Raw genomic sequence first — 14,947 nt, 5'->3', positions numbered from 1 at the left:
ATGAGCCTGATCGCCTCCGACCACTTCCGCATCGTTGTCGGCCTCGGCAAGAGCGGCATGTCCCTGGTGCGCTACCTGGCGCGCCGCGGCTTGCCTTTCGCCGTGGTCGATACCCGAGAGAACCCGCCGGAGCTGGCCACCCTGCGTGCCCAGTATCCGCAGGTGGAAGTGCGTTGCGGCGAACTCGACGCCGAGTTCCTCTGCTCCGCCCGCGAACTCTACGTCAGCCCCGGCTTGTCGCTGCGCACCCCTGCGCTGGTACAGGCCGCCGCGAAAGGCGTGCGCATCTCCGGTGACATCGATCTCTTCGCCCGCGAGGCGAAGGCCCCGATCGTCGCCATCACCGGTTCCAACGCGAAGAGCACCGTGACCACCCTGGTGGGCGAAATGGCGGTGGCCGCGGACAAGCGTGTCGCCGTCGGCGGCAACCTCGGCACCCCGGCGCTCGACCTGCTGGCCGACGATATCGAGCTGTACGTGCTGGAGCTGTCGAGCTTCCAGCTGGAAACCTGCGATCGCCTCAACGCCGAGGTGGCGACCGTGCTGAACGTCAGCGAAGACCATATGGATCGCTACGACGGCATGGCTGACTACCACCTGGCCAAGCACCGGATCTTCCGCGGTGCCCGCCAGGTCGTGGTGAATCGCGCCGATGCCCTGACCCGACCGCTGATCGCCGATACCGTGCCGTGCTGGTCGTTCGGCCTGAACAAGCCGGACTTCAAGGCTTTCGGCCTGATCGAGGAAGACGGCCAGAAGTGGCTGGCGTTCCAGTTCGACAAGCTGCTGCCGGTCGGCGAACTGAAGATCCGTGGCGCCCACAACTATTCCAACGCGCTCGCCGCGCTGGCGCTGGGCCATGCGGTCGGCCTGCCGTTCGACGCCATGCTCGGCGCGCTGAAGGCGTTTTCCGGCCTGGCTCATCGCTGCCAGTGGGTACGCGAGCGGCAGGGCGTGAGCTACTACGACGATTCCAAGGCCACCAACGTCGGCGCCGCCCTGGCGGCGATCGAGGGGCTGGGTGCCGACATCGACGGCAAGCTGGTGCTGCTCGCCGGCGGAGACGGCAAGGGCGCCGATTTCCATGACCTGCGCGAGCCGGTCGCGCGCTTCTGCCGGGCGGTGGTACTGCTTGGCCGTGACGCCGGGCTGATTGCCCAGGCACTGGGCAACGCGGTACCGCTGGTGCGCGTCGCAACGCTGGACGAAGCAGTCCGGCAGGCCGCCGAGCTGGCCCGCGAAGGCGATGCGGTGCTGTTGTCGCCGGCCTGCGCGAGCCTGGACATGTTCAAGAACTTCGAAGAACGCGGACGCCTGTTCGCCAAAGCCGTAGAGGAGCTAGCGTGATGCTGTCGGTGTTGCGCCCCTTCCCGTCGCCGCTGTTGAGCCGGCACGGCATCGACCTGGACTTCCCGCTGCTGGCGGGTTGCCTGGCGCTGCTCGGCCTCGGCCTGGTGATGGTGACTTCCGCCTCTTCCGAGGTGGCGGCGGCGCAGTCGGGCAACCCGCTGTACTTCTCCGTCCGTCACCTGATCTACCTGGTGATCGGCCTGATTTCCTGCGGCCTGACCATGATGGTCCCGATGGCCACCTGGCAGCGTTGGGGCTGGAAGCTGTTGCTGGTCGCCTTCGGCCTGCTGGTGCTGGTGATCACCCCCGGTATCGGCCGCGAGGTGAACGGCTCGATGCGCTGGATCGGCTTCGGCCTGTTCAACATCCAGCCTTCGGAGATCGCCAAGGTCTGCGTGGTGATCTTCATGGCCGGCTACCTGATCCGCCGCCAGCAGGAGGTCCGGGAAAGCTGGATGGGCTTCTTCAAGCCCTTCGTGGTGTTGCTGCCGATGGCCGGCCTGCTGCTGCGCGAGCCGGACTTCGGCGCCACCGTGGTAATGATGGGCGCTGCCGCGGCCATGCTGTTCCTCGGCGGGGTGGGGCTGTTCCGCTTCGGCCTGATGGTGCTGCTGGCGGTCGGCGCGGTGGTCCTGCTGATCCAGACCCAGCCCTACCGGATGGCACGCCTGACCAACTTCACCGACCCCTGGGCCGACCAGTTCGGCGCCGGCTATCAGTTGAGCCAGGCGCTGATCGCCTTCGGCCGCGGCGGCTGGTTGGGCATGGGACTGGGCAACAGCATCCAGAAGCAGTTCTACCTGCCGGAGGCGCACACCGACTTCGTCTTCGCCGTGCTTGCAGAGGAGCTGGGCATCGTCGGCGCCCTGGCGACCGTCGCCCTGTTCGTGTTCGTCAGCCTGCGCGCGCTGTACATCGGCATCTGGGCCGAGCAGGCCAAGCAGTTCTTCTCCGCCTACGTGGCCTACGGCCTGGCCTTCCTCTGGATCGGCCAGTTCCTGATCAACATCGGGGTGAACGTCGGCCTGCTGCCGACCAAGGGCCTGACCCTGCCGTTCCTCAGCTACGGCGGCAGTTCGCTGGTGATCTGCTGTGCCTGTCTGGGGATGTTGCTGCGCATCGAATGGGAACGGCGAACCCACCTGGGTAGCGAGGAATATGAGTTCAACGAAGAGGACTTTGCCGATGAAAGGTAATGTCCTGATCATGGCGGGTGGCACCGGCGGACACGTGTTCCCGGCGCTCGCCTGTGCGGGGGAGTTCCAGGCGCGCGGCTATGCCGTGCACTGGCTGGGGACGCCGCGCGGCATCGAGAATGACCTGGTACCCAAGGCCGGCCTGCCATTGCACCTGATCCAGGTCAGCGGGCTGCGCGGCAAGGGCCTGAAGTCGCTGGTCAAGGCGCCGCTGGAACTGCTCAAGTCGCTGTTCCAGGCGCTGCGGCTGATCCGCCAGCTGAGGCCGGTCTGCGTGCTCGGCCTGGGTGGCTATGTCACCGGCCCGGGCGGCCTGGCCGCGCGCCTCAACGGCGTGCCGCTGGTGATCCACGAGCAGAACGCCGTGGCCGGCACCGCCAACCGCAGCCTGGCGCCGATCGCCAGGCGCGTCTGCGAGGCATTCCCGGATACCTTCCCGGCCAGCGACAAGCGTCTGACCACCGGCAATCCGGTGCGCGGCGAGCTGTTCCTCGACGCGCACGCCCGCGCGCCGCTGACCGGCCGTCGGGTCAATCTGCTGGTGCTCGGCGGCAGCCTTGGCGCGGAACCGCTGAACAAGCTGTTGCCAGAGGCCCTCGCGCAGGTGCCGCTGGAAATCCGTCCGGCAATCCGCCATCAGGCCGGTCGTCAGCATGCCGAGATTACCGCCGAGCGTTATCGCACAGTGGCGGTCGAAGCGGACGTCGCGCCCTTCATCAGCGACATGGCCGCGGCCTACGCCTGGGCCGACCTGGTGATCTGCCGCGCCGGCGCGCTGACCGTCAGCGAGCTGACGGCGGCGGGATTACCCGCCTTCCTGGTGCCGTTGCCTCACGCGATCGACGATCACCAGACCCGCAATGCCGAATTCCTGGTACGCAGCGGCGCCGGCCGCCTGCTGCCGCAAAAGTCTACCGGCGCGGCCGAACTGGCCGCGCAGCTGTCCGAGGTCCTGATGCATCCCGAAACCCTGCGCTCCATGGCAGACCAGGCACGCAGCCTGGCGAAACCCGAGGCTACCCGGACGGTGGTCGATGCCTGCCTGGAGGTGGCCCGTGGTTAAAGAACCGAATGGCGTCACCCGGACCATGCGCCGTATCCGCCGCATCCATTTCGTCGGCATCGGCGGCGCCGGCATGTGCGGGATCGCCGAAGTGCTGCTGAACCTCGGCTACGAGGTATCCGGCTCGGACCTCAAGGCCTCGGCGGTGACCGAGCGCCTGGAGAAGTTCGGCGCGCAGATCTTCATCGGCCACCAGGCGGAAAACGCCGACGGCGCCGACGTGCTGGTGGTGTCCAGTGCCATCAACCGGGCCAACCCGGAAGTGGCCTCGGCCCTGGAACGGCGGATTCCGGTGGTGCCGCGTGCGGAGATGCTCGCCGAGCTGATGCGCTACCGGCACGGCATCGCGGTAGCCGGCACCCACGGCAAGACCACCACTACCAGCCTGATCGCCTCGGTGTTCGCCGCCGGCGGCCTGGACCCGACCTTCGTCATCGGCGGTCGGCTGAACGCCGCCGGGACCAACGCCCAGCTCGGCGCCAGCCGCTACCTGGTGGCCGAGGCCGACGAGAGCGACGCCAGCTTCCTGCACCTGCAACCGATGGTCGCGGTGGTCACCAATATCGACGCCGACCACATGGCGACCTACGGCGGCGACTTCAACAAGCTGAAGAAGACCTTCGTCGAGTTCCTCCACAACCTGCCGTTCTACGGACTGGCAGTAATGTGCGTGGATGACCCGGTGGTGCGCGAGATCCTCCCGCAGATCGCCCGTCCGACCGTGACCTACGGCCTCAGCGAAGACGCCGACGTGCGCGCGATCAACATCCGCCAGGAAGGCATGCGCACCTGGTTCACCGTGTTGCGCCCGGAGCGCGAGCCGCTGGACGTCTCGGTGAACATGCCCGGCCTGCACAACGTGCTGAATTCCCTGGCGACCATCGTCATCGCTACCGACGAGGGCATCTCCGACGAAGCCATCGTCCAGGGGCTGTCCGGCTTCCAGGGCGTAGGCCGGCGCTTCCAGGTCTACGGCGAGCTGCAGGTCGAGGGTGGCAGCGTGATGCTGGTGGACGACTACGGCCACCATCCGCGCGAAGTCGCCGCGGTGATCAAGGCGATCCGTGGCGGTTGGCCGGAGCGTCGCCTGGTGATGGTCTACCAGCCGCATCGCTATACCCGTACCCGCGACCTGTACGAAGACTTCGTGCAGGTGCTGGGCGAAGCCAACGTGCTGCTGTTGATGGAGGTCTATCCGGCCGGCGAAGAGCCGATCCCGGGAGCCGACAGCCGCCAGCTGTGCCACAGCATCCGCCAGCGCGGCCAGCTCGACCCGATCTACTTCGAGCGCGACGCCGACCTGGCGCCGCTGGTCAAGCCGCTGCTGCGCGCTGGCGACATCCTGCTTTGCCAGGGCGCTGGCGATGTCGGCGGCCTGGCCCCGCAACTGATCAAGAACCCGCTGTTCGCCGGCAAGGGAGGGAAGGGCGCATGAACCTTTGCCTCGATAGCCTGCTGAACGGCACCCAGGATCCCAAGGCGTTCGGCCGCGTTGCCGTGCTGTTCGGCGGCAAGAGCGCCGAGCGCGAGGTGTCGCTGAAGTCCGGCGCGATGGTCCTGCAATCCCTGCTGGCCGCCGGGGTCGATGCCTTCGGCATCGATGTCGGCGAAGACCTGCTGCAACGCCTGGTCGAGGAGAAGATCGACCGCGCCTTCATCATTCTCCATGGTCGTGGCGGCGAGGATGGCAGCATGCAGGGCCTGCTCGAGTGCGCGGGCATTCCCTACACCGGCAGCGGCGTGCTGGCCTCGGCGCTGGCGATGGACAAGCTGCGGACCAAGCGGGTCTGGCTCAGCCTCGGCCTGCCGACCCCGGACTACGCGGTGTTGGCCAGCGAGGATGACTGCCGCGAAGCGGCGCAGCGACTGGGTTTCCCGCTGATCGTCAAGCCGGCTCACGAAGGCTCGAGCATCGGCATGGCCAAGGTCGGCGGGCTAGACGAATTGATCGCGGCGTGGCGCGAAGCGGCCCGCTACGACTCGCAGGTGCTGGTCGAGCAGTGGATCAGCGGCCCGGAATTCACCGTGGCGACCTTGCGCGGGCAGGTGCTGCCGGCGATCCGCCTGGGCACGCCGCACACCTTCTACGACTACGACGCCAAGTACCTGGCCAGCGATACCCGCTACCAGGTGCCCTGCGGTCTCGACGAGGCCAAGGAACGCGAGCTGAAGGAACTCACCGCGCGCGCCTGCGACGCCCTGGGCATCCAGGGCTGGGGGCGGGCGGACGTGATGCAGGACGCCGAAGGGCGTTTCTGGCTGCTTGAAGTCAACACCGCACCAGGCATGACCGACCACAGCCTGGTGCCTATGGCCGCGCGGGCCGCCGGCCTGGATTTCCAGCAACTGGTGCTGGCGATCCTGGCCGATAGCCGCGAGGCGAGGGGATAAGCCATGAACGGCGTACTGCTCCGTCATCAGCAACCCGGCGGACTCGGCCGCGCTCCGCGCAAGCCGATGCCGCGCGGCGCCAGCCGTCTGGTGGCCAAGGAACCGCTGAGCGTGCGCCTGCCGAAAGCCGACTTCAGTTTCCTCAAGTACCTGGCCTGGCCGCTGTTGCTGGCCGTTCTCGGCTATGGCGCCTATCGCGGCGCCGAGTACATCCTGCCGTACGCCGACCGGCCGATCGCCAAGGTCAGTGTCGAGGGCGACCTCAGCTACATCAGCCAGCGCGCGGTGCAGCAGCGGATTTCCCCGTACCTGGCGGCGAGCTTCTTCACCATCGACCTGGCGGGCATGCGCGGGCAACTGGAACAGATGCCCTGGATCGCCCACGCCGAGGTGCGCCGGGTGTGGCCGGACCAGGTGGTGATCCGCCTGGACGAGCAACTGCCGATCGCCCGGTGGGGCGACGAAGCGCTGCTGAACAACCAGGGACAGGCTTTTACGCCAAAGGAGCTGGCGAATTATGAACATCTGCCCCGCTTGCATGGTCCACAGCGGGCGCAACAGCAGGTGATGCAGCAATACCAGTTGCTCAGCCAGTTGCTGCGTCCCCTCGGGTTCTCCATCGCCCGCCTGGAAATGAGCGATCGCGGCGGTTGGGCGCTGACCACGGCCCAGGGCGTCGAGATCCAGATCGGGCGCGACCACGTGGTAGACAAGATTCGCCGCTTCGTAAGCATCTACGACAAGGCACTCAAAGATCAGATTTCGAACATTGCGCGGATCGACCTGCGTTACCCCAACGGCCTCGCCGTTGCGTGGCGCGAGCCGGTCACGCCCGCGACGGTGGCCACGGCCAGCGCCGTGCAGTGAGTTGAGGAGACAGTAATAACCATGGCAAGCGTGCAGAGCGGCAAGATGATCGTCGGCCTCGACATCGGTACCTCCAAGGTGGTGGCGCTGGTGGGCGAGGTGACGGCCGATGGCCAGCTGGAGGTCGTTGGCATCGGTACTCATCCGTCCCGCGGCCTGAAGAAGGGCGTGGTGGTGAACATCGAGTCCACCGTGCAGTCGATCCAGCGCGCCATCGACGAGGCCCAGCAGATGGCCGGTTGCCGTATCCACTCGGCGTTCGTCGGCATCGCCGGCAACCACATCCGCAGCCTCAATTCCCACGGCATCGTGGCGATCCGCGATCGCGAGGTGAACCCGGCGGATATCGAACGGGTACTGGATGCCGCCCAGGCGGTGGCGATCCCGGCGGACCAGCGGGTGCTGCATACCCTGGCCCAGGATTACGTGATCGATAACCAGGAAGGCGTGCGCGAGCCGCTGGGCATGTCCGGGGTGCGCCTGGAAGCCAAGGTGCACGTGGTGACCTGCGCGGTGAATGCCTCGCAGAACATCGAGAAGTGCGTGCGCCGCTGCGGCCTCGAGGTCGACGACATCATCCTCGAGCAGTTGGCCTCGGCCTATTCGGTGCTGACCGAGGACGAGAAGGAACTGGGCGTGTGCCTGGTGGATATCGGCGGCGGCACCACCGATATCGCGATCTTCACCGAAGGCGCGATCCGCCATACCGCGGTGATCCCGATCGCCGGCGACCAGGTCACCAATGACATCGCCATGGCCCTGCGGACGCCGACCCAGTACGCGGAAGAGATCAAGATCCGCTACGCCTGCGCCCTGGCCAAGCTGGCCGGTGCCGGCGAGACCATCAAGGTGCCCAGCGTCGGCGACCGGCCGCCGCGCGAACTGTCGCGCCAGGCCCTGGCCGAAGTGGTCGAGCCTCGTTACGACGAGCTGTTCACCCTGGTCCAGGCCGAGCTGCGCCGCAGCGGCTACGAGGACCTGATCCCGGCCGGGATCGTCCTCACCGGCGGCACCTCGAAGATGGAAGGCGCGGTCGAGCTGGCCGAGGAAATCTTCCACATGCCGGTACGCCTCGGCGTGCCGTATAGCGTGAAGGGCCTCACCGACGTGGTGCGCAACCCGATCTATTCGACGGGCGTCGGCCTGCTGATGTACGGACTGCAGAAGCAGTCCGATGGCATGTCGATGTCTGTGTCAGGCAGCAGCTACAGCAGCGACGAACCCAAGGCACCTGTCCTGGAGCGGCTCAAACGCTGGGTCCAGGGCAATTTCTGATTCAACGCGGTAACAGTAGGCGACAAAACTAGAAAGGAAGGAGAGGGGAAATGTTTGAACTGGTCGATAACATCGCACAAACCGCCGTCATAAAAGTGATCGGTGTAGGTGGTGGTGGCGGCAACGCCGTCAATCACATGGCCAAGAACAACGTCGAGGGCGTCGAGTTCATCTGCGCCAACACCGACGCACAAGCGCTGAAGAACATCGCGGCGCGCACCGTTCTGCAACTCGGCCCGGGCGTCACCAAGGGGCTGGGTGCCGGCGCCAATCCGGAAGTCGGTCGTCAGGCGGCTCTGGAAGATCGCGAGCGCATTTCCGAAGTGCTGGAAGGCGCCGACATGGTCTTCATCACCACCGGCATGGGTGGCGGCACCGGTACCGGCGCCGCGCCGATCATCGCCGAAGTGGCGAAGGAAATGGGCATCCTCACCGTCGCGGTGGTGACCCGTCCGTTCCCGTTCGAAGGTCGCAAGCGCATGCAGATCGCCGACGAGGGCATCCGCGCGCTGGCCGAGAGCGTCGATTCGCTGATCACCATCCCGAACGAGAAGCTGCTGACCATCCTCGGCAAGGACGCCAGCCTGCTGGCTGCCTTCGCCAAGGCCGATGACGTGCTGGCCGGTGCCGTGCGCGGTATCTCCGACATCATCAAGCGTCCGGGCATGATCAACGTCGACTTCGCCGACGTGAAGACCGTCATGAGCGAAATGGGCATGGCGATGATGGGTACCGGCTGCGCCAGCGGTCCGAACCGTGCCCGCGAGGCCACCGAAGCGGCAATCCGCAACCCGCTGCTGGAAGACGTCAACCTGCAGGGCGCGCGCGGCATCCTGGTGAACATTACCGCGGGTCCGGACCTGTCCCTGGGCGAGTACTCCGATGTCGGCAACATCATCGAACAGTTCGCTTCCGAGCACGCCACTGTGAAGGTGGGCACCGTGATCGACGCGGACATGCGCGATGAGCTGCACGTCACCGTAGTCGCCACCGGCCTGGGCGCGCGCCTGGAGAAACCGGTGAAGGTCGTCGACAACACCGTGCAGGGCAGCGCAACCCAGGCAGCCGCACCGGCCCAGCGCGAGCAGCAGTCGGTGAACTACCGCGACCTCGACCGTCCTACCGTGATGCGCAACCAGTCTCACGGCAGCGCGGCGACCGCGGCCAAGCTGAACCCGCAGGATGACCTGGATTACCTGGATATCCCGGCGTTCCTGCGTCGTCAGGCCGATTGAAGTAATTAATCAGGAGTAGAGATGTGATTGGTGTTCAGCAAAGGCCGGTTCTGCTATCATCGCCGGCCATTGTTGAAAACAGTTCGCAGTCAGCGCTTAAGCGGCCAAAGCCATGATCAAACAACGCACCTTGAAGAACATCATCCGGGCTACTGGCGTCGGTCTGCACTCGGGGGAAAAGGTTTACCTGACCCTGAAACCGGCGCCGGTGGACACCGGTATCGTGTTCTGCCGCACCGACCTGGATCCGGTAGTGGAAATCCCGGCCCGGGCCGAGAACGTCGGCGAAACCACCATGTCGACCACCCTGGTCAAGGGTGACGTCAAAGTGGATACGGTGGAGCACCTGCTCTCGGCCATGGCCGGCCTGGGTATCGACAACGCCTACGTCGAGCTGTCCGCTTCGGAAGTGCCGATCATGGATGGCAGCGCTGGTCCGTTCGTATTCCTGATCCAGTCCGCCGGATTGCAAGAGCAGGAAGCTGCCAAGAAGTTCATCCGCATCAAGCGCGAAGTCAGCGTGGAAGAGGGCGACAAGCGCGCCGTCTTCGTTCCGTTCGACGGCTTCAAGGTCAGCTTCGAGATCGATTTCGATCATCCGGTCTTCCGTGGTCGCACCCAGCAGGCCTCGGTCGATTTCTCCAGTACTTCCTTCGTCAAGGAGGTCAGCCGCGCCCGTACCTTCGGGTTCATGCGCGACATCGAGTACCTGCGTTCGCAGAACCTGGCACTCGGCGGTAGCGTGGAGAACGCGATCGTGGTCGACGAGAACCGCGTGCTCAACGAAGACGGCCTGCGTTACGAGGACGAGTTCGTCAAGCACAAGATCCTGGATGCCATCGGCGACCTGTATCTGCTCGGCAACAGTCTTATCGGCGAGTTCCGTGGCTTCAAGTCCGGCCATGCCCTGAACAACCAACTGCTGCGTACGTTGATCGCAGACAAGGATGCTTGGGAAGTGGTGACCTTCGAAGACGCGCGTACCGCGCCTATTTCCTATATGCGCCCGGCGGCGGCAGTGTAGGAAAACTCTCCTTTCCATATTTGGAGGCCACCTCAGGGTGGCCTCTTTTTATTTCGGGATTTATTCTTGCCGGCTTTTCTCGGCGCGGCTTGCCAACCGCTCGAGCGCTTCCCGCAGGCGTGGATTGCCGACGATGTCGGCGGATTCGCGAAGGTTTTCCGCCGCGACGGCAGACAGGGTCAAGCTGCGACGTGCCGCACGTTGTGTGGACGTGGTGGGTTGCACCTTGAAAAGGATTTTCGCTAAGTTCGCGAATTCTTCGAAAGCCTGCAGCTGCCGCTGCAGGCGCCGCTGCTGATAGCGCAGGCGTGTGGCCCAGTGGCCATCGGTGACGATCAGCAGCAGGCAACCGCCGCGCCACGAAGCCACATGGCAGTACGGGCGCGCCGCCGGTTGCAACTGGCTTTCCAGCAGTTGCTGCAGGCGGCAGATGCGCTGGGCTTCGGCGAACAGCATCTGCAGCGGCCTGGCCTGGCGCAGCAACTGGGTCGATGCCTGGGCGGGCAAGGGACGAAAAGACATGGCGGGAAGCCTGGGGGTTACTGAGTCGGAATGGTAGCAGAAAGCGTTTCGCTACTGCCGGCCCGTATGAAGGATAAGTCATGCACATCATTTTTCTGAGCCGGCACCATGGGGCCGCTCGCTCCGTCCATCTGCAGCCGCGGTTGCTGATGCTGGCCGGGGCCTGCGTGGTCGGTGCCAGCCTGTTGGCCGGGGGCTTCATGGGCGCCTGGCTGTTCCGCGCGCCGGCTCCGGTGGCCGGCATCGAAGTCGATGCCGCGCTGCAGGCGCAGAGCGCCGAGATCAGCAGCGCCCGCGAGGACGCGCAGCGGCAGATGGACGCACTGAGCGTGCATCTCGGCGAACTGCAGGCGCGCCTGGTTCGGCTGGATGCCCTCGGCGAACGTCTCACCGAGCTGGCCGACGTCGACCCCGACGAGTTCGACTTCTCCCTGAGCGTCGGCCAGGGTGGCGTCGACGAACCGCTGGAGGGCAGCGCCTATGCCCCGCCGTCGTTCATGGCGACGCTGGACGAACTGGCGGCACGCCTGGATACCCGCGAGCAGCAGCTCGAGGTGCTGGAGCAACTGCTCGCCGACAAGCACATCAGCCAGTCGACCTACCTGGCCGGCCAGCCGGTGCGCCAGGGCTACATCTCCTCGCCGTTCGGGCGCCGGGTCAATCCGGTGAGCGGCCGCCTGAGCATGCACAAGGGCATCGACTTCGCCGCGCCGGCCGGCAGCGACGTGGTGGCCGTGGCGGCGGGGGTGGTGACCTGGTCCGGGCGCAAGAACGGCTATGGCAACGTGGTCGAGGTCGGGCACGCCGATGGCTACACCACGTTGTATGCCCATAACCAGAAGAACCTGGTCGAGGTCGGTGACCTGGTCAAGCGCGGCCAGGTGCTGGCCAAGGTCGGCAGCACCGGACGCTCCACCGGCTACCACGTACATTTCGAAGTGATGAAGGATGGCCGGGTAATGAATCCGCAAAGCTTCATCGCACGCGCGTCTGTTTCCGAGTGAGCGATGCGCATTGATCTGCTGTACTTTTCTCATACCCGTTTCCGGGTAGAATGTTCCCTTTCATGCCGTTGATCGGCACGGGCCGCCGGATGGGTGAGCCTTCCATTCCCCACGTGTGGATGACCAAGTCGATATGTTTGCGCCTTTGTTGAAGAAACTCTTTGGAAGCAAGAACGAGCGTGATGTAAAGCGCATGGCCAAGGCTGTACAGGCCATCAATGCGCTCGAGCCCCAGATGGTGGCGCTCTCCGACGAGCAGTTGAAGGCGAAAACGGCTGAATTCCAGCAGCGCTACGCCAAGGGCGAAACGCTCGACCAATTGCTGCCCGAAGCCTTCGCCGTGGTTCGCGAGGCTGGCAAGCGGGTGATGGGCATGCGCCACTTCGACGTCCAGCTGATCGGCGGCATGACCTTGCACGACGGCAAGATCGCCGAAATGCGTACCGGCGAGGGTAAGACCCTGGTGGGCACCCTGCCGGTCTACCTCAACGCGCTGTCCGGCAAGGGCGTGCACGTGGTCACGGTGAACGACTACCTGGCGCGCCGCGACGCCAACTGGATGCGCCCGCTGTACGAGTTCCTCGGTCTCAGCGTCGGCGTGGTCACTCCCTTCCAGCCGCCGGAAGACAAGCGCGCCGCCTACGCCGCCGACATCACCTACGGCACCAACAACGAATTCGGCTTCGATTACCTGCGCGACAACATGGCCTTCAGCCTGGACGACAAGTTCCAGCGCGAGCTGAACTTCGCCGTGGTCGACGAAGTGGACTCGATCCTCATCGACGAGGCGCGTACCCCGCTGATCATCTCCGGCCAGGCCGAAGACAGCTCCGAGCTGTACATCAAGATCAACAAGCTGATCCCGCGTCTCAAGCGCCAGGTCGAAGAGGTCGAGGGCAAGCCGACCGAGGAAGGCCACTACAGCATCGACGAGAAGACCCGCCAGGTCGAACTCAACGAGCAGGGCCACCAGTTCATCGAGGACCTGCTGAGCCAGAACGGCCTGCTCGGCGAAGGCGAGAGCCTCTACTCGGCGCACAACCTGAGCCTGCTGACCCACGTCTACGCAGCGCTGCGCGCGCACACCCTGTTCCACCGCAACGTCGAGTACATCGTCCAGGGCGACCAGATCCTCCTGATCGACGAGCACACCGGCCGCACCATGCCTGGCCGTCGCCTGTCCGAGGGCCTGCACCAGGCCATCGAAGCGAAGGAGGGCCTGCCGATCCAGGCCGAGAGCCAGACCCTGGCCTCCACCACCTTCCAGAACTATTTCCGCCTGTACAACAAGCTGGCCGGCATGACCGGCACCGCCGATACCGAGGCCTTCGAGTTCCGCCAGATCTACGGTCTCGACGTGGTGGTGATCCCGACCCACCGGCCGATCGCGCGCAAGGACTTCAACGACCTGGTCTACCTGACCCAGGAAGAGAAGTACGCGGCGATCATCACCGACATCAAGCAGTGCCAGGCCCTCGGCCGGCCGATCCTGGTCGGCACCGCGTCGATCGAGAGTTCCGAGTACGTTTCCAAGCTGTTGCAAGAGGCAGGCATCGAGCACAAGGTGCTCAACGCCAAGTACCACGAGAAGGAAGCCGAGATCATCGCCCAGGCTGGCGCGCCCGGTTCGGTGACCATCGCCACCAACATGGCCGGCCGCGGTACCGACATCCTCCTCGGTGGCAACTGGGAAGTCGAAGTCGCGGCCCTGGAGAACCCCACCGAGGAGCAGATCGCCCAGATCAAGGCCGAATGGCAGAAGCGCCACCAGCAGGTGATCGAGGCGGGTGGCCTGCACGTGATCGCCTCCGAGCGCCACGAATCCCGCCGGATCGACAACCAGTTGCGCGGCCGTGCCGGTCGTCAGGGCGACCCGGGTTCCAGCCGCTTCTACCTGTCGCTGGAAGACAACCTGATGCGGATCTTCGCCTCCGACCGGGTGAAGAACTTCATGAAGGCGCTGGGCATGCAGTCCGGCGAGGCGATCGAGCACCGCATGGTGACCAACGCCATCGAGAAGGCCCAGCGCAAGGTCGAAGGGCGCAACTTCGACATCCGCAAGCAACTGCTGGAATTCGATGACGTAGCCAACGAGCAGCGCAAGGTGATCTACCACATGCGCAACACCCTGCTGTCGGCAGAGGACGTGGGCGAGACCATCAAGGAGTTCCGCGAGGAAACCCTCAGCGCCACCATCAACCAACACATTCCGCCGCAGTCGCTGCCCGAGCAGTGGGACATCGAAGGCCTGGAGGCCGCGCTGTACAGCGACTTCGCCGTACGCCTGCCGATCCAGCAGTGGCTGGACGAAGACGACAAGTTGTACGAGGAAACCCTGCGTAGCAAGATCCTCGAGCAGATCGTCGCCGCCTACTACGAGAAGGAAGAGCTGGCCGGCGCCGAAGCCCTGCGCGCCTTCGAGAAGCAGATGCTGCTGCGGGTACTGGATGACCTGTGGAAGGACCACCTGTCGACCATGGACCACCTGCGGCACGGCATCCACCTGCGTGGCTACGCGCAGAAGAATCCGAAGCAGGAATACAAGCGCGAGTCCTTCACCCTGTTCCAGGAGCTGCTGGACTCGATCAAGCGCGACACCATCCGCGTGCTGTCCCACGTCCAGGTCCGTCGCGAAGACCCGGCCGAAGAGGAGGCCCGCCTGCGTCGCGAGGCCGAGGAACTGGCCAAGCGCATGCAGTTCCAGCACGCCGAGGCTCCCTCGATGGAGCAGGCCGTGGCCGGCGAGGAAGAAGCGCTTCCCGAGGGCCCGGCTCCGGTCGTGCCGCTCGAGCCTGTGCGCAACGAGCAGAAGATCGGCCGCAACGAGCCTTGCCCGTGCGGTTCCGGCAAGAAATACAAGCACTGCCACGGGCAGCTGGACTAAGCTTCCCGCCTGGTTCACCAACGCCGCGACCGGTCCTGCCGCTCGCGGCGTTTGTTCGAATTGGCGCCAGACCGGCGCCGATGCGTTTTCCGTCACGCCGTCGCAGACGGCATCGAGTCCACTGTTTGGTAAAGGA

At 65.3% G+C, this 14,947-nt stretch carries 12 protein-coding genes; 11 read left to right on the top strand and 1 reads right to left on the bottom strand.

Features of this window, described 5'->3' with window-relative positions; translation table 11 throughout:
- The 9 genes from murD to lpxC all read left to right on the top strand — a co-directional run bounded on the left by murD (position 1) and on the right by lpxC (position 10,401).
- Positions 1-1,347, top strand: a complete 1,347-nt coding sequence (gene murD / locus VQ067_RS23595) for a UDP-N-acetylmuramoyl-L-alanine--D-glutamate ligase (RefSeq protein WP_003103104.1) — start codon at positions 1-3, stop codon at positions 1,345-1,347.
- A complete protein-coding gene (gene ftsW / locus VQ067_RS23590) occupies positions 1,347-2,546 on the top strand; it encodes a putative lipid II flippase FtsW (RefSeq protein WP_003094125.1) in 1,200 nt (399 codons plus the stop codon). Before murD ends, ftsW begins: the two co-directional genes overlap by 1 nt.
- Positions 2,536-3,609: an undecaprenyldiphospho-muramoylpentapeptide beta-N-acetylglucosaminyltransferase gene (gene murG, locus VQ067_RS23585; RefSeq protein ID WP_033991148.1), complete on the top strand. Its 1,074-nt coding sequence runs from the start codon at positions 2,536-2,538 to the stop codon at positions 3,607-3,609. Before ftsW ends, murG begins: the two co-directional genes overlap by 11 nt.
- Positions 3,602-5,044, top strand: a complete 1,443-nt coding sequence (gene murC / locus VQ067_RS23580) for a UDP-N-acetylmuramate--L-alanine ligase (protein WP_003094121.1) — start codon at positions 3,602-3,604, stop codon at positions 5,042-5,044. The genes murG and murC overlap by 8 nt, the downstream gene beginning before the upstream one ends.
- Complete coding sequence (locus VQ067_RS23575; protein WP_003103113.1) at positions 5,041-6,000, top strand: D-alanine--D-alanine ligase; 960 nt, start codon at positions 5,041-5,043, stop codon at positions 5,998-6,000. Before murC ends, VQ067_RS23575 begins: the two co-directional genes overlap by 4 nt.
- A gap of 3 nt (positions 6,001-6,003) precedes the next feature.
- Positions 6,004-6,867, top strand: coding sequence for a cell division protein FtsQ/DivIB (locus tag VQ067_RS23570; RefSeq protein WP_003094118.1), 864 nt, complete (start codon positions 6,004-6,006; stop codon positions 6,865-6,867).
- A 21-nt stretch (positions 6,868-6,888) separates the two neighbouring features.
- Positions 6,889-8,142 (top strand): cell division protein FtsA, encoded by a 1,254-nt coding sequence (gene ftsA / locus VQ067_RS23565; RefSeq protein WP_003094115.1) that lies wholly within the window; start codon positions 6,889-6,891, stop codon positions 8,140-8,142.
- A gap of 50 nt (positions 8,143-8,192) precedes the next feature.
- Positions 8,193-9,377 (top strand): cell division protein FtsZ, encoded by a 1,185-nt coding sequence (ftsZ, locus tag VQ067_RS23560; RefSeq protein ID WP_003103118.1) that lies wholly within the window; start codon positions 8,193-8,195, stop codon positions 9,375-9,377.
- A gap of 112 nt (positions 9,378-9,489) precedes the next feature.
- On the top strand, positions 9,490-10,401 hold the full coding sequence (lpxC, locus tag VQ067_RS23555) for a UDP-3-O-acyl-N-acetylglucosamine deacetylase (RefSeq protein ID WP_003094111.1): 912 nt from the start codon (positions 9,490-9,492) through the stop codon (positions 10,399-10,401).
- Positions 10,402-10,461: 60 nt separating this feature from the next.
- Here lpxC and VQ067_RS23550 read toward each other — a convergent pair whose 3' ends face one another.
- Positions 10,462-10,923 carry a DciA family protein gene (locus tag VQ067_RS23550; protein ID WP_003094105.1) on the bottom strand — a complete coding sequence of 154 codons (462 nt, stop codon included), beginning with the start codon at positions 10,921-10,923 and terminating at the stop codon, positions 10,462-10,464.
- 80 nt (positions 10,924-11,003) lie between these two features.
- Between VQ067_RS23550 and VQ067_RS23545 the strand changes: the two genes are divergently transcribed.
- Together VQ067_RS23545 and secA are read left to right on the top strand one after the other, a co-directional pair.
- Positions 11,004-11,927, top strand: coding sequence for a M23 family metallopeptidase (locus VQ067_RS23545; RefSeq protein WP_003094103.1), 924 nt, complete (start codon positions 11,004-11,006; stop codon positions 11,925-11,927).
- A gap of 133 nt (positions 11,928-12,060) precedes the next feature.
- Positions 12,061-14,811, top strand: coding sequence for a preprotein translocase subunit SecA (secA, locus tag VQ067_RS23540; protein WP_003110155.1), 2,751 nt, complete (start codon positions 12,061-12,063; stop codon positions 14,809-14,811).
- Positions 14,812-14,947 lie beyond the last annotated feature (136 nt).

The sequence above is a fragment of the Pseudomonas sp. KBN12P06040 genome (assembly GCF_037574965.1).
In the GTDB taxonomy this organism is placed as follows: Bacteria; Pseudomonadota; Gammaproteobacteria; order Pseudomonadales; family Pseudomonadaceae; genus Pseudomonas; species Pseudomonas aeruginosa.
Note: the sequence above shows the minus strand (reverse complement) of the source record. Positions and strands in the feature narration are given on the sequence as shown.